The sequence below is a fragment of the Haloimpatiens massiliensis genome (assembly GCF_900184255.1).
GTDB classification, from domain to species: Bacteria; Bacillota; Clostridia; order Clostridiales; family Clostridiaceae; genus Haloimpatiens; species Haloimpatiens massiliensis.
The window spans coordinates 428398-447982 of sequence record NZ_LT854640.1 but is presented as its reverse complement, the minus strand read 5'-3'; the positions used below and the strand labels follow the sequence as shown (position 1 = coordinate 447982).

The window sequence follows — 19585 nt, the reverse complement described above, 5'->3', positions numbered from 1 at the left end:
TATTCATGGCAATAAATCTCATAATACAAGACAACTTGCCCTAAATAACTTTAAGGAAAGTAAAACTCTTTTAAACTTCCTATTTACTTATTCCATAAAAGCTCTAGCAAAAACTGTTAATGGTACTGATAATATAATTCCTATGCTACCAGCAAGTGAACGCAAAATTTCTATTGATATATCTTCTAAATTAGTTATATACCCTAAATCAACATTATAAGCCATAAAAATCATAAAAATAACCAAAGAACTACCTACATATGCTAATACAAGTGTATTTGTCATAGTTCCTATTACATCTCTTCCTACATTCATTCCACAACTTATCAGTTCACCTCGAGATATATTTTTATTGCTCTCCTTTACCTCATTCATAGCCGTAGCAACGGACATACTCATATCTATATTTGCTCCCAAAGCCCCAATTACAATGCTTGAAAATAAAATAGCTTGAAAATCAAATTTTGTGTTTTGTGATATTTTTAATAACTTAATTATTTCCTCAGAATTAATAGTTATTCGTAAAGTATTACTCATTATAGCAGTGACTATTCCTGCCGTAGTTACTCCACCTAATGTTCCAATAAGAGAAGAAAAAGTTTTTTTACTAAACCCTTGTTGAATAATAAGTGAAAAAAAAGCTATAATCAAACTACATATAATGGTTAATTTTATAGGATTATATCCTTTAACAAGTCCAGGTAAGAGTACTATTGAAATTACACATATAGTAAAAGCTACAGATGAAATAGCATGTACACCCTTTATTCCACCTACAATTATTACTAATAATATAAAAAATATAATTAAATATAGTAGATTTTTTTCTCTAACATATTCATATATTGTAACATCTAATTTTTCTTTATCCTCTCCTGTAATCAACAATACAACATCGTCATGTTCTTTTAAACGCAATAAATCCTCACCTAATTGTAGAGTATTTTCAACAGTAAACTCTTTCCCCTTATAAACGCCTTCTTTTACCATTACTTTAACCTTCTGGATATTTAAAGAATGTGATTCTAAAACTTCTAACACTGTAGCCTTACTAAATTCCTCATTATGCTGAGAATTAGTTTTATTTTTATTATGAAATGGTGATAACCAAAAAATCAGAAAAAACATAAGTATAGTAAATACTATTCTAAAATAAGATATTTTTTTCATAAAATCACACCCTTCTTATATGTACTGTATATATACTATATCATCATTTTATAATTGTCAATATTTGTATACAATGTGTACACTTTCCATTGCGTTTACAACATTATCTTAATATGTTATTGTTAACATGAAGTTTTCATTAAAATATTAGGGAGATATTATATATGCAAAATTCAAAATTAAAAATTAGTAAAAAATTTCTAATTACATTATTATCAATTACAATTATTTTTGTATCAATCCACTTTTTTATGGAAAATAATCAACGTTTTTATAGTAAGACCATAGCCAAAATAACCTCTGTAGATGAAAAACTTTCTAAAATTGAAGCTATAAATGGGAAAAAAGAAAATATAAAGGAACAAAATATACAGGCAATCATTAAGAATGGTAAACATAAGGGCAAAAAAATACAACTTTTAAATAAAACTTCATTTTCTCAAGTTAACGATTTAGACCTTAAAATAAACGATGAAGTTTTTATCACTACTAAAGAGGATTCTAATAAAAACTTAATATCTGCTAAAATAATTGGTTTTAAAAGAGATAAGTATATGGGTTATATAACTATACTTTTTATTTTTTTTATTCTCTTGATTGGTAGATATAAAGGATTGCGCTCTTTAATTAGTTTATCAATTAACATATTAATTTTTTCTTTATTAATTGAAATGTTTTTACATGGTTATAATTTAACAATACTTTCTATTATTATAAGCATTTTATTTGTTATTTTATCTATTACCATAGTATGTGGAGTAAATAAAAAAACTCTAGCTTCCATTATTAGTACTTTGATATCTACTTTAATCACTATACTAATATCTTTATTAGTAATTACATTAAATGATTGGAATGGTATTCACTTTGAAAGCATGGAATTTTTAACTCACCCACCAGTAAAAATATTTCTTGTAGAAATTTTAATAGGCACTTTAGGAGCTATAATGGACATTTCCATATCTGTATCAGCATCTATAAAAGAAATATATGACACATATCCAGATATAGAAACTAAAAAACTTATTCAATCTGGAATAGAAATTGGAAAAGATATGATGGGTACCATGACTAACACTCTATTATTTGCTTATATTAGTGGTAGTATTCCTATTATTCTATTGTTACTAAGAAATAGATATTCTATTTCGTATATTGTTAACATTAATCTATCTTTAGAATTTATAAGAGCAATTACTGGAAGCATAGGAGTTGTTTTATGTATTCCCATTTCTATTTATATATCTGTATTTTTTATAAAAAATTTTAGATTGGAGAAGCTTAGAAAATGAATACAATTTTAGTACTATTAATTATTCTTTTTATTTTAATGTGTGTTGTAGGTGGTCTTAGGGGACTAAAATCTTTTTTTACTTTAATCTTTAATTTCTTAGCTTTATTTATGATGATTATATCAATAAGCATTGGTTTTGACCCTATAAAAACTACTCTAATTTTCTGTACATTGATTAGCATCATAACCTTATTTTATATAAATGGTATGAATTTAAAAACCACTGCATCTCTAATTTCTGTAATAGTTGTAGTAATATTAACTTTACTTATAACTTATAAAATAGGCAATAATGCAAAAATACAAGGTTTTGGGAATGAACATGCAGAAACTTTAGCTTCCCTTTCACTGTACATCCAAATTAATTTTAACAAAATAGTTTTTTGTGAAATTTTAATAGGGTTATTAGGAGCTATAATTGATGTGTCCATCTCTATATCATCTTCTCTATATGAGATATATAAAAATAATCCTAATACACAAAAACAAAATTTATTTCTTTCAGGAATGAATATAGGTAGAGATGTTCTAGGCTCCATGGTAAATACTCTATTTTTTGCCTATATAGCTGGATTTATGACCCTAATAATTTTTTTTAAAGAATTACACTATTCACCATTAACAATATTAAATGCAAAAGTATTCTGTACAGAAATATTCCATTCCCTCTGCAGCGGAATAGGTGTAATTTTAGTAATTCCTATAACTTCTTTCATAACTGCTGAAATGCTATTTTCAAAGAAAGTAACACATTTTTTTGATACATGTAAAAATGACTAAGCCATTGTTGGCTTAGCCATTAATAATAAGAAATTACTTTAATTATTCCTTCCATGTCTATGTCTACCACAAATACATACATCACAATTTTCTTTATCTCCAAAATCACTACAAAGCTTGTAATCTCCTCCTTCAATTTTTAGCATCTTACCATTTACTAAACTATCAGCTATTTTTTTGCGAGCATCATCATATATTCTTTGCACCGTAGAACGTGCAACCCCCATGGTACCTGCACATTGTTCTTGATTTAATCCTACTAAATCCATAAGCCTTATAGTTTCATATTCTTCTACTGTCATTATTATTAATTCACTTACATCCTGCAATTTATCTACAGGTCCAAATTTATCCACTTGTGGTAAATTACAAACCCTCCTCCATTTTCTTGGTCTTACCATTGATTAACTCCTTTCCTCAATTAATTTTATTTTAATCTATAGGTAATGAATCCCTTATAATTTATATGTTCTACAACGCTATCTTCATTAAGTAATAATACCGTTAACATCTGTGCATTTTCTCGAATCTAAAAAACTTATAATTTCCAATTGATTCATTGGATACCTTGTAATAATCTTTAATTTCACTTTTAAATCCAATTGAAACTAAACTATCTATAAATATACCTCAAAGTATTTCAATTGCTTTATTCATACTGTCACTACTAACATTATTTCAAGCCACAATTGCCCTTTATATTTATTTGAAAACTCAACAAATCCATTATAACATTCTTTAAAGTTTAATCTACCATAAGGTCTATTTATTTTTTTAAAAGTATCTTCATCATAATCTAATGACTATAAAACAATATCAGCCTCACTTAATTCTTTCATAACATACTCTCCATGAAATATCTGTTTTGGATATCAAAATCAAATACTTGCTTTTATATATGATTTTGATATACCCTTTGTAATCCTCCTATTTGTGCTACCTAAAATTATATGAAAAATTATTTATATTACTACAACTGAATAGTTACTATTATATTGAAAGTTGAAAACATATTTTTTCTATATATAATAAAAACACTTGAAATAAATTCAGTTGCTCTTTCAAAATCTAATATTATTTATTTTCAATTATTTTTTTCTAATAATTTTTTTCTCAAATATTAGTCAAAAATAGCTAGTAAAATTTTCATCAATTTACTAGCTAAAATTTAATCAATACTTATTCTTTAATATCAAAGCGATCTGCATTCATTACCTTATTCCATGCTGCTACAAAATCTTGTATAAACTTTTCTTCATTGCCCTTAGATGCATAAACCTCTGCAACTGCACGAAGTTGTGAATTTGAACCGAATATAAGGTCAACTCTTGTTGCTGTCCACTTCACACTTCCTGTTTGCCTATCATAACCTACAAACATTTCCTTAATATCAGGTAAAGCCTTCCACACAGTATTAATATCAAGAAGATTTACAAAGAAATCATTTGTGAGACATTCTTCTCTATCGGTAAATACCCCCTCTTGTGACTGCTTATAATTAGTATTTAACACACGCATACCACCAATTAATACTGTCATTTCTGGAATAGTTAGTGATAATAGTTGTGCTCTATCTATTAACATTTCATCTGATGTTACTTCATAGTTGTCTTTCATATAATTTCTAAATCCATCCCCCTTATGTTCAAGTGCATTAAATGACTTTATATCCGTTTCCTCTTGAGTTGCATCTGTACGTCCTGGAGTAAAAGGAACAGTTATGTTGTACCCTGCATTTTTTGCAGCTTGCTCTATGCCAGCACATCCACCTAATACAATAATATCCGCTAAAGAAACCTTCTTATCCTTTGAGTGTGAACTATTAAAACTACTTTGAATTTTTTCTAGTACTTTTAACACCTTGTTAAGTCTTTCCGGCTCATTAACTTTCCATTCTCTTTGTGGCTTTAGGCGTATTCTTGCCCCATTTGCTCCTCCACGCTTATCTGATCCACGAAATGTTGATGCAGATTCCCAAGCTGTTGTTACAATGTCTGATATTGATAAGCCTGAATCTAAAATCTTTTTCTTAAGCTCTGAAATATTCTTTTTGTTAATCAATTTATAATTAGCTTTTGGCACTGGGTCTTGCCAAATAAAGCTTTCTTTTGGAACTTCTGGTCCAAGATATCTTGATATTGGTCCCATGTCTCTATGGGTTAATTTGAACCAAGCCCTAGCAAAATCCTCCTCAAACATTTTCGGATTTTCTAGATAATGTTTTGCTATTGCTCTATAAATAGGATCATAAATAAGGGCTAAATCTGCTGTGGTCATCATAGGTCTATGCTTTTTTAATGGATCATAGGCATCAACTACCATATCCTCTTCATCCACGTCCTTAGCTAACCACTGGTATGCTCCTGCTGGACTTTTAACTAATTCCCACTGATACTTAAATAATGTTTTTAAGTAACCCATTGTCCACTTTGTTGGCTCTGCCTTCCATGCACCTTCAAGCCCACTACTTATTGTATCTGGACCTTTACCAGTTTTATAGCTATTTTTCCACCCCAAACCTTGCTGTTCTATAGGTGCAGCTTCTGGCTCTGGTCCAACATAGTTAGGTGATGCAGCACCATGACATTTACCAAAAGTATGTCCACCTGCTATAAGCGCAACAGTTTCTTGATCATTCATTGCCATACGAGTGAATGTTTCCCTTACTTCTTTCACTGATGCCTTAGGGTCTGGATTTCCATTTGGCCCCTCTGGGTTTACATAAATTAAGCCCATTTGTACAGCTGCTAGAGGATTTTCAAGCTCTTCATCCTCTTTATTACGCTCATCTCCAAGCCATTCTTTTTCACTACCCCAGTAAATATCCTCCTGTGGTTCCCAAACATCCTCTCTTCCACCACCAAAGCCAATTGTCTTTAGTCCCATAGATTCAAATGCACAATTACCTGTTAATATCATAAGGTCAGCCCATGATATCTTGTTTCCATACTTCTTTTTAATTGGCCAAAGTAAACGACGTGCTTTATCTAGGTTTATATTATCTGGCCAGCTATTAAGTGGTGGGAAACGTTGAAGCCCTTGTCCTCCACCGCCTCTACCATCACCAATCCTATAAGTCCCTGCACTATGCCAAGCCATACGAACAAAGAATGGTCCATAGTGACCATAGTCAGCTGGCCACCATTCTTGTGAGTCTGTCATCAACTTATATAAATCATTCTTTAGTTCATAATAATCTAATTTCTTAAATTCTTCAGCATAGTTAAAATCATTAGACATAGGATTGCTTTTCTCACAGTTTTGGCGAAGAACATTAAGCTTAAGCTGATTTGGCCACCAATACTCATTAGTGGTTCCTTCTCCTGCTACTGCTTTGCTTATTCTTCCTGTCATGGGGCATTTTACTTCTGACATAACATTATCCTTTCTTATATAAATACTATTACAGTAAATTATATAAATGTTTAACTATTACTATGCATTAATTGGCATATATCTTTCTAATACTTTTTTTCATAGCTTAATTTACACTACCAAATATCTTTTTCTCTTTAATTTAAACTACATATTTTAATATATAGTAAATAAAAGGTGGAAAACCACCTCTTACCTACTTTTCATCTTGAAATGTATTTAATTGCTCATTAAGTAGCTTAAGTTTGTTTTCAAGAATAGCTTTTTCTTCCATAAGTAAATCTCTTTGATTCTCAATATTGATTGAATTGTTAAAGCTATTCCTTCTAAAACCTCTTCTACAGCCTAAACCTAATCCAAGACCTAATCCACCAATTGCACCTGCTACTTTAGCTACATTGCAAAGTCCTAGTCCTCTTCCTGTCATGGATCCCATTCCTGTTGGACCCGTACCATCTCTTCTTGGCATAAACCCATCTCCTTTTATTTTTATTTTGGGTATTTACCCGTTACCATTATAATACCTTTGTTTTGGGTATATGTCAATAACTTTTTATGGTAATATTATAAAATATCAATTTTAGAAAAATCAATATTACCTTTATCATCTACTATTTTTGTATCACAATGCACATATTCAATTTTACCTACAAACATTTCATGTGAACCAGTAGATATAGAATCCACTACCTTACATTCTATATTTACTGGACACTCAGCCAATAAAGGTGCATTGACCTTTACACCTTCTTCAACTTTAATATTAAGTTTTGAAAATTTATCTTCATCTCTACCACTATGACTACCTAAATAATCAAACATTTCCTTTTGCTCTTTTGTAACAATATTCACCACAAAAACTCCCGTTTCCTTTACAATATTATAAGAGTAACGTGAAGGAACAATACCCACCATAACCATTGGTGGATCATAACTACAATTACAGCAATATGCCACAGCTAATGCATTATTTTTTCCATCAACACCTCTACAAGAAACTAATATTTTAGGTGTTGGTTGAAGACATGATTTCATATTTCCTTGTACTTTTTCCATAATAATCCCCCATTTTTTATATATTTTATTAAATAATATCTATCCAAAGCACTTAATGTGCCTATAAAATTATACAGTACTTCGATGATTTTTATCATTGTTATACCGTTTAGTACAAAAATTTGTCTCTTCACTGTAAGTAACTTTATTGGAACCACAAACAGGACAATTGTATTTGTCCTGTTCGTAGTCTATTTTATATAAGTTTCCACAATTAAGGGATTTTAATTTTTTCAGTATTTACTGCATAATCCTATAAACACAATGTTTGAATTATATATTATAAAATCATCCGTTTAATTATTCATTACAATGTCCTTCATGTTCATGTTCTCTACAAACACTGCCTGTAGATTTTAATTGACCATTTATATATTTTTCTACTGTATCATCGCTTAAGCCTTGTGCACCAACTACTACTTGAATATTATTTTCATTAAATAGCTGCTGTGCTGTTTCTCCCATACCACCTGCAATAATAACATTTACATCTAATTCCTTTAAAAATACTGGAAGATATCCAGGTCTATGTCCTGGATTTGGAGTAAAATTTTTGTTTAGTGATTTATCCTCTCCTATTTCATATATTGTAAATCCTTCACAATGTCCAAAATGCCCACTTACATATTTTCCATCACTTGCAACTGCTATTTTCATTCAAAACTCCTCCTTATATTTTAATGTTAGTGTAAAATTCTTTACACTATTTTTTTAATACTTATACATATTTCAAAAATATCATAGACATATTTATTATTTTTTACAGAATACACCTTTTCTTTAAGTCTAAACGTCAAAATTTATTAAGCATTTTTTCATATTATTCCACATGCTTTCAATAGCTTTTTCTGCTATACTATCTTTGTAAAAGGTTATAGGCTTTAATTGATTTATTGATTTCATGACAGTATCATCATAAGGAATTTTACCTACTAAAGCTAACTGATTTTCAACAATGAATTTTTCTATTTCCTTGCTCATATCTTCATTAATATCATATTTATTTATACAAACCATAGTAAAAACTCCAAAATGCTTACATAAATCTACTACCCTCATTAAGTCTTCAAGCCCTGATTTTGTAGGTTCCGTAACAACTAAAACCGCATCCACTCCTGTTATTGAAGCTATAACAGCACAACCAATACCTGGTGAACCGTCAATTATGGTCAATTTTTCATTTCGGCTAAATCGTTTTGCATTTTTCCTTAAATTAGTTATTAACTTTCCTGAGCCATCACTGCCTACTTCCATTTCTGCCCTTGAAATTATTCCTTTATCTAGCTCAGTAATAAATGTATCTGCAGTCTTTTCATCAATTAATTTTATAGCATTCTGGGGGCATATTAATGTACATGCTCCACAGCCTTCACAAACAAATGGATTTATATGAAATTTCTCTATAGCATGAAATCTACATACACTCCCACATTTGCCACATTTAATGCAAAGTGATTCATCTATACTTGCCTTTTTACCTCCTATAAATTTATTTTTTTCAATATCCTTACCTCTGTAAAAAAGATAAAGATTTGGTGCATCTACATCACAATCTATTCTCACAACTTCATTTGCAAGTTCAGATAAAGCTGTTGCAATAGTAGTTTTTCCTGTGCCACCTTTTCCACTTAAAACTGCTAATTCCAAGATAGCACCTCCCTTACTTCTTCTGAAAGCTTATCAAATACCTTTTTATGAATTAAATAATCATACAATACTTCTCCCCTAGAATAAAGCACCGCTGTATCTTTGTTATAGGGAATAGTACCTATTAATGATATTTTTTCTTCTCTACAATATTTTTTTACTGTGTTATCTTTTCCATCATCCTTATTTATAACTATTCCAAAAGGTATATTATACATTTTCACAAGCTTTACAGCCATTTTTAAATCATGAAGTCCGAATTCAGAAGGTTCTGTAACAAGTATTGCCCCCTGAGCAAATTTCAAAGCATTTACTACATTACAAGAAGTACCTGGAGGACAATCAATTAAATTAATCCCATCTGATTCTGATAAATCTTTAAGTAATTCTCTAATAACTGGTACCGCCATAGGCTCACTTATATTTAAAACGCCTCTACTACAATTTAAATTTCTAATAGTACCTTTTTCTATTTTACCTATTTCTCTTTTACTATAAGTTATAGCGTTATTTTTACATGCAATTTCACAAGCACCACAACCGTGACATAACTTTTGAAAAAGCATAATGTCATCCTTTACTTTTGCAAGTGCATTGAATTGACATACATTTACACATACTCCGCAATTTATACACTTATTGTCATCTATTATAGGATATTCCACCATAACTTTTTCCATTCGTTCTACCTTAGGCTTTAAAAATAAGAAACCATTTGGTTCTTCTACATCGCAATCTATATAATTTGCATTTAGAGCAAGAGCAAGATTAGTTGAAACTGTGGTTTTACCTGTTCCTCCTTTACCACTTAAAACTGCTATATTCACTACATAATCATCTCCAATCTAATTGCTTCCTCCATGATGTGCAGGACCGGATATTTTTATTTCTTCAAGTTCTCCATTTTTATATTTTTTAAGTACTGAACTTATAGCTATATTACTACACTTATATGCCTTAACTCCCTCTTTTTCAATAATTTCAAATGCATTAGGTCCAAGGTTTCCTGTGATAATAACATCTATTTTTTCTTCTATAAGCTGATTAGATGCAGCAATACCTGCTCCTCCGCTTGCATTTTGTCCTTCATTTTCCAAAACTTTAACTTCACCATTTTCAATATCGTGAATTTGAAAATATTCACATCTGCCAAATCTCATATCAAGTAAATTTTCAACAGTTTTCCCTGTTGCTGAAATTGCTATTTTCATTATTATTCCTCCAAATCTTCTTATTATATTTTTTTACTGAAAAATTAAATATTAAATCCAAATTTATTAACCAAGTTTATTAAAATGTATATTGGCATTTGCCAATTATATATTACTTCTTTTTGGATTTGTTGTCAAATGCCAATAACTAAAAAAGAAGCTGTGGAATTAAAGAATTCACATACAATATATTGTTTTGCAAATTTAAAGTTAACACAATATATCGTAGGATTTATTCTTATTGCGACAGCTCCTTAATCATTAAATATACTTAACTCAACTTTCGCACATAAAATTTAAGGCGGAAGCCTTTAAAATAAACATATAAAGCAAAGAAACATTCCTTTTGGTATAATAGAATCATGACAAACATCACACCAAGGAAAGGAATGTTTCTTATGAATACTATTATATCAAATGATACTACTGATAAACAACTTAATTTTACTATAAATAGATTTTTTAAGGATAACAAAATTGGATACATACTTAAACAATGTAATTTTTCTAAAGAAAAAGGATTTTCCTGTATAAAAATATTTAAATATATCTTTATGCTTGTTTTTACTGGAAAAAACTTATTTAGAAACTTGGAATTTGGAAAAAATAATCAATTTTCAAAGGATACTATATATAGATTCCTTAACTCACCAAACTTCAATTGGAGAAAATTTCTGTTTTTACTTTCTTCATCAATCATAAAAAACATTATTGTGCCTCTTACTTCTGAAGATAGAGTTAATGTACTTGTAGTTGATGATTCTTTATACAGTAGATCTAGAAGTAAATCTGTTGAACTTCTTGCAAGAGTTCGTGATCATGTTGATCATAAATATATCAAGGGCTTTCGCCTTCTTACTCTTGGCTGGTCAGATGGCAACACTTTTTTACCACTTGCGTTCACTCTACTTTCTTCCGAAAAGGAGAAAAACAGACTTTGCTCAGAAAATCACAATATTGATAAAAGAACTAATGGATCTAAACTCCGTAAGGAGGCTATTTTAAAGTCACCCGAAGTTATGATTAGTTTACTTAAACAAGTTTCAAAATATGCTATTCCTGCTTCATATGTTCTTTTTGACAGCTGGTTTACGTACCCAAAAACTCTTATACAGATTTTAGAACTCAAACTTAATACTATTGCCATGGTTAAAGCAATGCCAAGGGTTTACTACAATTACAATGGTAAATTATTGAACCTTAAAGATCTTTACGCTGCTTTAAGAAAAAGGCGTGGTAAGGCCAAAATTCTCTCTTCTGCTATTGTAGGTATTGGCTCTGACAAAAATGGTAATGAAGTAAAAGCAAAAATTGTATTTGTAAGGGACAGAAACAGAAGTAGAAAATGGCTTGCTTTAATTTCAACCAATATATCCTTAGATGATAACGAGATAGTAAGAATTTATGGAAAACGTTGGGATATAGAGGTTTTCTTTAAAATGAACAAGTCCTTTCTAAAACTCGCTAAAGAGTTTCAAGGGCGTTCTTATGATTCCATGGTTTCACATACTTCTATAGTTTTTACTAGGTATATTATGCTTACTTTAGAAAGTCGTAAGAATAATGATGTCAGAACTATCGGTGGATTTTTTTATCAATGTTGTGATGAACTTCAAGATGTTAAGTTTTGTGAAGTAATGAATCTTATTATAGATATTTTAAAAAATGTATTAACTGAAAAACTTCTTCTTTCAAAAGACATTATTGACTCAATAATAGATAGTTTTATTGCTGCTTTACCTTGTTATATCAAGGAGAAGTTAGTCTTTTTGTCCTGCGAAAGTTGAGTACTTAATTACTGGTGTTTAGAACATCTATTTATTTTTTATTACAGAATTAAATATGAGAACAAAAAAATCTAAACACAACTTCTTACGACCCCAGCAATTTCTCCGGCTTCAAGTTCTTCTAACTTATAGTATTGAGCCTTCATAACCTGTGCCATTTTTTTGGCAAGTCCAAGTTTTATAAAGTCCTGCTCTGTATCTATGACTATTGTTTGTATTCCTTCCTCCGAAATTATATTTGCCATATTTATAGCCTCCTGAAGGGCATCTCCTCCATTTAGTGATGAATTAGATCTTCCATCTGATACAAGAACTATAACTGGCACCATATCCGGATCTTTCTTTTTAGCGGCTTTCAAAATTTCACATCCTTTGAAAAGCCCTGCTGCCAGTGGAGTTCTCCCTCCTGTCGTCATAGTTGTAAGGCTCTTTTGAGCAAGCTCCACACTTCGAGTAATACCAAGCAAAACTTCTGCTTCTTTTTTTCTAAAAGCTACCATACCTACCTTATCTCTTTTCTGATATGCATCTGTAAGAAGTGAAACTACAGCGCCCTTAACTGCAGCCATTCTCTTTTTAGCTCCCATAGATCCACTGGCATCTACAATAAATAATATAGTACTTCCTGTTCTCTTTTCTCTTACTTTTTCTCTAAAATCTTTTTTTTCTATGGCTATAGCAAGTCCATTCTTTTTTCTTAATTTCTGATAGGGAGCTGCTGCCCTAAAAGTGGCATCAAAAGCTATATCCTTTACCTTTTCTTTAGGAAATGAATATCTTATATATCTTCCTTGAATTAAATCTGTTTTAGTTCTACTTCTTTTTCCACTACCTTTACGTTCTTTTCTATCTATGGCTTGGATATTTAAAGACTTAACTGTAAATGTTCTACCTATTTCATCTATAACTTCATTACTCTCATCTTTATTGTTTTCGTTTTCATGCTCTTCTTTGTCATGTAAATTACTATTTATATTTTCTTCTTTTTTTTCGTTTCCTTCCTTTTTATCATATTGCTCTTGAGATTTTTCATTAGCTTTTTCATTAGTCTCATAATTACTTTCCATTGCATTGTTATTTTGCTTAGAATTATGCTCCATACTATCTTCTAGATTATTTTTATTTTCATCTTTTTCTTCATTCTTATCTTGATTTTCCTGTGTTTCATTGATTTTGGAAGGAATTTCTCTCATTCTATGAGGAAGTGCTAACTCCGCTGCCTCCTTAATATCATTAACAGTTATATTCTTTCTATTTTCAAAAGCTGCTATGGCTTTTGCAGTTTCAATTATTACAAGTTCTGCCCTATGTCCACAGCAATTTGCTTCTTTAGAAATTCCTGCTGCAAGATTCATTATGCTATCTGAAACTTCAACTTTTATAAGATAATCTTTTGCTTCTAAAATTTTATTTAAAAGAGGCTCTGACTGAACTTTCCATATATTTATGTAATCCAATGGATTTTCTTCGTATTTTAGCCTTCTCTTTATTATCTCTTTTCTTTCTACTATATCTTTACTTCCTTTAACATCTACATATAATCCAAATCTATCTAAAAACTGAGATCTTAAATTTCCTTCTTCCGGATTCATAGTTCCAACTAAAACAAAACGTGAATGATGCTGAAAGGATATACCTTCCCTCTCCACGTGATTTATTCCTGAGGCAGATACTTCAAGGAGACAATTTACAATATGTTCACTTAAAAGATTAACTTCATCTACATACAACATATTTCCATGAGCTTTTTTTAGTATTCCTGATTCAAAACTTTTTTCTCCTTTAGCAATTGCCTTTTCAATATCAATTGTTCCAAGTAGTCTATCCTCTGTTACATTTAAAGGTAATTCAATAACTTGCATATCTTTCATCAACTGAGCCAGCCCTCTTACTAGTGTAGATTTTGCTGTGCCTTTTTCTCCACTTATTAAAACCCCTCCTATAGATGGATTAATTACATTGAGCATAAGAGCTTTTTTAACTTTTTCCTGTCCTATAATTGCCGAAAAAGGATATACACAATTTCTTTTCATCACCCTAAAACCACTCCTTTCTCCTTCATAATCCTTCAATTATAATCTGTATTCTATCAATTGTATGTTTCTATTAAGCCATTGCTATTTCATTTATTATTTCTTCCACTCTGGAAAAGTTTATAACACCTTCTTCAAATGGTTTTCTTCTCATTCTATGTGGAAGTGTAAGTTCTGCTGCTTCTATCATATCTTTGCTATTAACTTTATATCTACCATTAAAGGCAGCTATTGTTATTGCAGTTTTAATCATACTTATATCTGCTCTGTGACCATCTACATCCATTTCTATACTTATGGATGCAGCCATTTCCAGTATTTTATCATCAAAAATTACTTCTTTAAGAACTTCTTTCGCTTTTAAAATTTTATCTCTTAACTTCTGCTGTTCTTCATTATAGCTTGATATAAAAGCTTCTTTATCCTTTTCATATTCAAGTCTTCTTTTTATTACTTGAACTCTTTTGTCATTATCCCTTTCTCCTATTACATCAACCACCATGCCAAATCTATCTAAAAGTTGAGGTCTTAAATCTCCTTCCTCTGGATTCATAGTACCTACAAGAATAAATTTTGCTGGATGAGAAAAAGATACCCCTTCTCTTTCTATGGTATTTACACCCATAGCTGCAGAATCTAATAAAACATCCACTACATGATCATCCAGAAGATTTACTTCGTCAACATAAAGAATATTTCTGTTTGCCTCAGCTAAAATTCCTGGCTCAAATTTCTTTTCCCCCTTTTTAATTGCATATTCAATATCTAAAGTACCTACTACCCTATCCTCTGTAGCACTAACAGGTAAATCTACCACTTTCATTTTTTCCTTAACTTCACTTAATTTTTTACCTGCCGATGCTTTTTCACAACATTTCGCACACATAGTACTTTTATCCTGAGGATTACATCCAAAAATACATCCTTCAACCTGTGTTTTTTCTGGTAAAAGCTCTGCTAAAGCGCGAACTGCTGTAGATTTAGCCGTTCCCTTCTCTCCTCTAATTAAAACTCCTCCAAGAGATGGATTTATAACATTAAGTATCAACGCCTTCTTCATATTTTCCTGTCCAACAATTGCTGTAAATGGATAAACACTCATTATATTTTTCATTTGAAAAACTCCTCTCATTCTTCTAACTTATAAGTTATAACTTGTCCCTATATTCAAACCGCAAATATCAAAGTTCGAAAATACTATCATAATAGGAACATCTAAAGCTTGTTGATTTTAAAAATTTCATAATGTTTTTTGTGAATAAAGTATTTTTATTATGTAAAAAACAAAACCTCCGCAAAGCGAAGGTTTATATATCTATAATGAATAGTACCTTAAATATTTTACAAAAATACTTAAAGTCGTTGTTAAATATGTTTTACTTCCCTCCGAAGCTTCATATACTGATTTAGGCAGGTCTCCTGGCTTACGGGTCACTCTCTACCATCCTTCCCAGATTACTCCAGTGGATTTGGTTTCGTCTCCGTATACAGTAGCGGGGGCTGCAGTGGATTTTAACCACTTTCCCTATTAAATCATCATCTGATACCTAAAACAACATATTAAATTTTTAACGCAATTGTAATTATAGCAATTGGTTCTATAAAATGCAAGATTTATAATTTTAGCTCCAAGTCATTTTCTCTAGTTCAATATGGCTGCGATACCAATCATCATTTTGTAAAAGTTCTTCAGGAGAACCTGAACTTTTAACTCTCCCATCCTCTAAAATTACCACTATATCACTGGCAATTATAGATGATAAACGGTGCGATATGGACAATATTGTATGGGCTTCACTTGCCTTTTGCAGTACAGATACTATTTTCTCTTCTGTAATAGAATCAAGATTAGCTGTAATCTCGTCCAAAAGAAGTATAGGAGGTTCTGTCACAATGGCTCTTGCTATTGCCAAAAGCTGCTTTTGTCCCTGTGAAAAAAGTGTATGACTCGTTATTTGAGTGTCTATACCATTTTCCAAAGTTACTATATAATCTGTCATACCTACAAAATACAAGGCATCTTCAATTTGTCTCCTTGTAATATTCTCGTCCTTAAGACTAATTTGATCTGCTACTGTTCCCTTTATAATATGAAAGTCTTGATCCACATATCCAAATATTTTACGTTTTTGCGAATTGGGGATTTGGTAAACATCAATGCCGTTTATTGTGATGCTCCCCTTTGATGGTTTAAGAATCCCCATAATCAACTTGAATAATGTAGATTTTCCAACCCCTGTTCTGCCTACAAAAGTAACCTTCTCATTTGATTTTAAATTAAGATTAATATTCTTAAGAACATCATTGCCCCCTTCATATTGAAAAGTGACATCATTAAATGATAATCTATCGTCTCCACCTATATTAATGATATCCTCTATCTTTAATTCATTTTTCTTAGAGTCATCCTCGTTTTCATCGTAAAAATTATCCACTCTGTGGATGCCAGATAAAGCCTTTTGAATACTTTGTAGTTCCACACCCAAGTTCTCAATAGGTGTAAATAAGTTAGATATTAATTCAATGGATGCTGCAACCATACCTAAAGATATACCTAGATAATTTAATTGTTTCGATGACAATATTACAATAAGTCCAATAACTGTAGCACGAATAATCTGAATAATTGGAGAGAATACAGAATCATAAAAATTTACCTTCTCAACTGTTTTGTAATTATCAAGTAAATGTTTAGTATAGTTCTTTTCCATGTAATTTTCTTTGCTATAGGATTTAATCATCTGTATATTTTTTAAGCTTTCGGAAATATGATTGTTTACCTTGCCTACCAATATTCGATTTTCAATGTGTGCCTTAAGCATTCTTTTTTGAAAAATTCGTGTAATACCGTAAATAATAGGTAGCAATATTAAAGTTAACACTCCAAGCTTTGCACTAAACATCCAAATAGAAATTAAAATACCTATAATCTTAAAACAATCAACTATCATTCCGATGATGCCACTTGTAAACAGAGAGTTGATTGCGTCCACATCATTAGTAAACAGTGAAACAACTGTTCCCGAACCATTAGAGGAGAAAAACCTTGCATTTATTTTTTCAAGCTTTTCCATCATTTTAATTCTTATTTCCTTTGTAATTTTTTGTCCCAAAACCGTAAGCAAAACCTCTTTAACAAAATCAAATATTGCAATAAACAATAATACAGCAATATATATAACCGCTAAAAACAGTAATCTCTCAGAGTTTTTGGGCACTATATTATAATCAATTATATGCTTCAATATTTGAGGAGGAATTAAACTTGTAAAAACAACTCCACAAACGGAAAATATCAATAATAAACTTATACCTATATTGTTTTTAATTACTTTAATAGTAGACTTTTTTATTAAACTATTCTCCATCATTGTTTCTCACCTCCGTATACTGCAAATTGAATATTTTACTATAAACTTGAGATTTTTTCATAAGTTCATTATGAGTACCATACTCTACTGTCTTATGGTTATTTAGTAATACAATCCTATTAATTCTAGTGAAAATAGATAAACGGTGAGAAACTAAAATAATTAAACTATCCTTATAATTATTTTTTATATTTTTAATAATTTTTTCTTCTGTCTTCATATCCACTGCTGAAAAGGGATCATCTAATATTATAATTTTGTTTTTATTAATAAGAGCCCTTGCCAGTGCTATCCTTGCCTGTTGACCACCACTTAATTTAATTCCACTATTTCCAACTAAAGTGTTTTGTCCCTGAGGCATTGTTGCCAAATCTGTATCAAAGCAAACATCCTTTAAAACAGCAGTAATATCCTTTTTACTACCTAATGTTATGTTGTTATAAATAGTATCTGAAAATAGCTGTGGGTTATGACCCAAATAAGAAATCATCTGGCTTCGCTCATACTCCGAGTAATTCCTTAATTCCTTACCATCTATTTTTATGCTGCCTACATAGGGATATAATCCAAGTAAAGATAGTGCAAGGGTAGATTTACCAGAAGCAATAGGACCTGTGACACCTATAATTTCCCCTTGCTTTCCTGCAAAACTGATATTTTTAATGATATCTTCTTTTCCCTCTTCATAGGAAAAGCTAAGATTTTCTACTGATAATACTGTGTTATCCTTATTTATTTTAACAGTGATGTCTTTACTTTCATATTCCGTAAGATATGATTTTATACGCTTCCATGACACTTGTGATTTTTGTACAGAATTAAATAATTTAGCTGCTTTACTTGCCTTAATTGCCATGGCAGTAAACATAGTTATGTAAGTGGAAAAAGTCCCCACACTCCATCTGCCATCAATCACCTTTTTACCTCCTAGGTAGATTACTATAATTATTCCAAGCATTGCTATCACATGGTATATAGGCTGCATGGAATTTTCTAGTATACTGGCTTTAATAGCTTTGTTTTGCAAATCTTCCAAGTTCTCATTATACTTTGCTGTATTTTGTGGCTCCATGCCAGTTACACGATATAGCATAGAATTTTCAATAGCATCGTAGGTAATCTGGGCTACTTCACTGCTTTTCTCGCGAAAGGCAGTGGAATACTTATAAATAACAATTTTCAATTTTTCAGCAAGTACCATTGCAATAGGAATAAAAAGAATAGATAACATAGTTATTTTTACATCATAAACAACCATTGATACTAAGTAGGATACCATGAGAACACCTGTATCAAATACCTCAGTGGTAAACTTTCGCATACCCTCCACACATAAATCCACATCAGAAATAACTCTTGTCATTAGGTTCCCAGTATTTTCATTATTCAGTTCAGAAGTGCTTTTATGCATTATATTATTGTATATCATAAACCTCATAGTAGCGCTAGTACTGTTGGCAAAACGTCTTATATAAAAACGCTTAAAATATCGAAAAAGTTGAATAGTTCCAATAAGAGTAACGTAGGTAACTACAAGTATTGTTACAGAAGATAAGGTAGCTCCATGAACAATAGAGTCTATGAGTTTTCCTTGATATATAGGTCCTAAAATAACCGTAGTATTGCATAGCAATCCGAATATAATAATACAACTCACTACAAATTTTTCTTTTTTCCAGTAATTAATAATTTTGTCCGGCTGCTTCATAGACTCAATCTTTAATTTTAACATATTAAATAGCATCCCCCATGACATAATAAAAAATTAGAGCTAGTAAAAGCTCTTATATTAAAATTATACATTATTAGAAAGATTTTTTCTATTGAAATGTATTCCCCATATAAACTACTGTAACAAGTT

Annotated in this window: 17 protein-coding genes and 1 riboswitch; of the genes, 3 read left to right on the top strand and 14 right to left on the bottom strand. The window is 30.6% G+C overall.

Annotation, left to right across the window (positions count from 1 at the left end):
- Positions 1-87: 87 nt before the first annotated feature.
- Positions 88-1170: a YibE/F family protein gene (locus C1715_RS10270; protein WP_102400400.1), complete on the bottom strand. Its 1083-nt coding sequence runs from the start codon at positions 1168-1170 to the stop codon at positions 88-90.
- A 164-nt stretch (positions 1171-1334) separates the two neighbouring features.
- Here C1715_RS10270 and C1715_RS10265 point away from each other — a divergent pair, with 164 nt between their 5' ends.
- Together C1715_RS10265 and C1715_RS10260 are read left to right on the top strand one after the other, a co-directional pair.
- The gene (locus tag C1715_RS10265; RefSeq protein ID WP_102400399.1) at positions 1335-2462 is read left to right on the top strand and encodes a YibE/F family protein; all 1128 of its coding nucleotides are present in this window, start codon (positions 1335-1337) and stop codon (positions 2460-2462) included.
- Positions 2459-3244, top strand: a complete 786-nt coding sequence (locus tag C1715_RS10260) for a YibE/F family protein (protein ID WP_102400398.1) — start codon at positions 2459-2461, stop codon at positions 3242-3244. Before C1715_RS10265 ends, C1715_RS10260 begins: the two co-directional genes overlap by 4 nt.
- Positions 3245-3282: 38 nt before the next feature.
- Here the strand turns inward: C1715_RS10260 and C1715_RS10255 are convergent, their stop codons facing one another.
- From C1715_RS10255 to C1715_RS10220, 9 genes are all read right to left on the bottom strand, one after another.
- The gene (locus C1715_RS10255) at positions 3283-3645 is read right to left on the bottom strand and encodes a DUF134 domain-containing protein (RefSeq protein ID WP_102400397.1); all 363 of its coding nucleotides are present in this window, start codon (positions 3643-3645) and stop codon (positions 3283-3285) included.
- Positions 3646-4423: 778 nt separating this feature from the next.
- Positions 4424-6619 carry a catalase/peroxidase HPI gene (katG, locus tag C1715_RS10250; RefSeq protein ID WP_102400396.1) on the bottom strand — a complete coding sequence of 732 codons (2196 nt, stop codon included), beginning with the start codon at positions 6617-6619 and terminating at the stop codon, positions 4424-4426.
- Between the two features lie 196 nt (positions 6620-6815).
- On the bottom strand, positions 6816-7088 hold the full coding sequence (locus tag C1715_RS10245) for a DUF5320 domain-containing protein (RefSeq protein ID WP_102400395.1): 273 nt from the start codon (positions 7086-7088) through the stop codon (positions 6816-6818).
- Between the two features lie 95 nt (positions 7089-7183).
- On the bottom strand, positions 7184-7675 hold the full coding sequence (locus C1715_RS10240; RefSeq protein WP_102400394.1) for a flavin reductase family protein: 492 nt from the start codon (positions 7673-7675) through the stop codon (positions 7184-7186).
- A 69-nt stretch (positions 7676-7744) separates the two neighbouring features.
- Positions 7745-7870, bottom strand: coding sequence for a Kazal-type serine protease inhibitor domain-containing protein (locus tag C1715_RS20305; RefSeq protein WP_423240836.1), 126 nt, complete (start codon positions 7868-7870; stop codon positions 7745-7747).
- A gap of 105 nt (positions 7871-7975) precedes the next feature.
- A complete protein-coding gene (locus C1715_RS10235; protein ID WP_102400393.1) occupies positions 7976-8332 on the bottom strand; it encodes a NifB/NifX family molybdenum-iron cluster-binding protein in 357 nt (118 codons plus the stop codon).
- 129 nt (positions 8333-8461) lie between these two features.
- Positions 8462-9322 (bottom strand): ATP-binding protein, encoded by an 861-nt coding sequence (locus tag C1715_RS10230; RefSeq protein WP_102400392.1) that lies wholly within the window; start codon positions 9320-9322, stop codon positions 8462-8464.
- Entirely contained in the window at positions 9313-10149 is an 837-nt protein-coding gene (locus C1715_RS10225) for an ATP-binding protein (RefSeq protein WP_102400391.1), read from the bottom strand. The genes C1715_RS10230 and C1715_RS10225 overlap by 10 nt, the downstream gene beginning before the upstream one ends.
- An 18-nt stretch (positions 10150-10167) precedes the next feature.
- On the bottom strand, positions 10168-10533 hold the full coding sequence (locus C1715_RS10220; protein ID WP_102400390.1) for a NifB/NifX family molybdenum-iron cluster-binding protein: 366 nt from the start codon (positions 10531-10533) through the stop codon (positions 10168-10170).
- Positions 10534-10931: 398 nt separating this feature from the next.
- Here C1715_RS10220 and C1715_RS10215 point away from each other — a divergent pair, with 398 nt between their 5' ends.
- A complete protein-coding gene (locus tag C1715_RS10215) occupies positions 10932-12320 on the top strand; it encodes an IS4 family transposase (RefSeq protein ID WP_102398663.1) in 1389 nt (462 codons plus the stop codon).
- Between the two features lie 71 nt (positions 12321-12391).
- On the opposite strand, the gene C1715_RS10210 is transcribed toward C1715_RS10215, so the two are convergent.
- The 4 genes from C1715_RS10210 to C1715_RS10195 form a co-directional block, all read right to left on the bottom strand.
- The gene (locus tag C1715_RS10210) at positions 12392-14353 is read right to left on the bottom strand and encodes a magnesium chelatase subunit D family protein (RefSeq protein WP_102401926.1); all 1962 of its coding nucleotides are present in this window, start codon (positions 14351-14353) and stop codon (positions 12392-12394) included.
- 73 nt (positions 14354-14426) lie between these two features.
- On the bottom strand, positions 14427-15467 hold the full coding sequence (locus C1715_RS10205) for a magnesium chelatase ATPase subunit I (RefSeq protein ID WP_102400389.1): 1041 nt from the start codon (positions 15465-15467) through the stop codon (positions 14427-14429).
- A 278-nt stretch (positions 15468-15745) separates the two neighbouring features.
- Positions 15746-15919, bottom strand: a riboswitch (cobalamin riboswitch).
- 56 nt (positions 15920-15975) lie between these two features.
- Positions 15976-17724, bottom strand: a complete 1749-nt coding sequence (locus C1715_RS10200; protein WP_102400388.1) for an ABC transporter ATP-binding protein — start codon at positions 17722-17724, stop codon at positions 15976-15978.
- Positions 17711-19456: an ABC transporter ATP-binding protein gene (locus C1715_RS10195; RefSeq protein ID WP_102400387.1), complete on the bottom strand. Its 1746-nt coding sequence runs from the start codon at positions 19454-19456 to the stop codon at positions 17711-17713. Before C1715_RS10195 ends, C1715_RS10200 begins: the two co-directional genes overlap by 14 nt.
- Positions 19457-19585 lie beyond the last annotated feature (129 nt).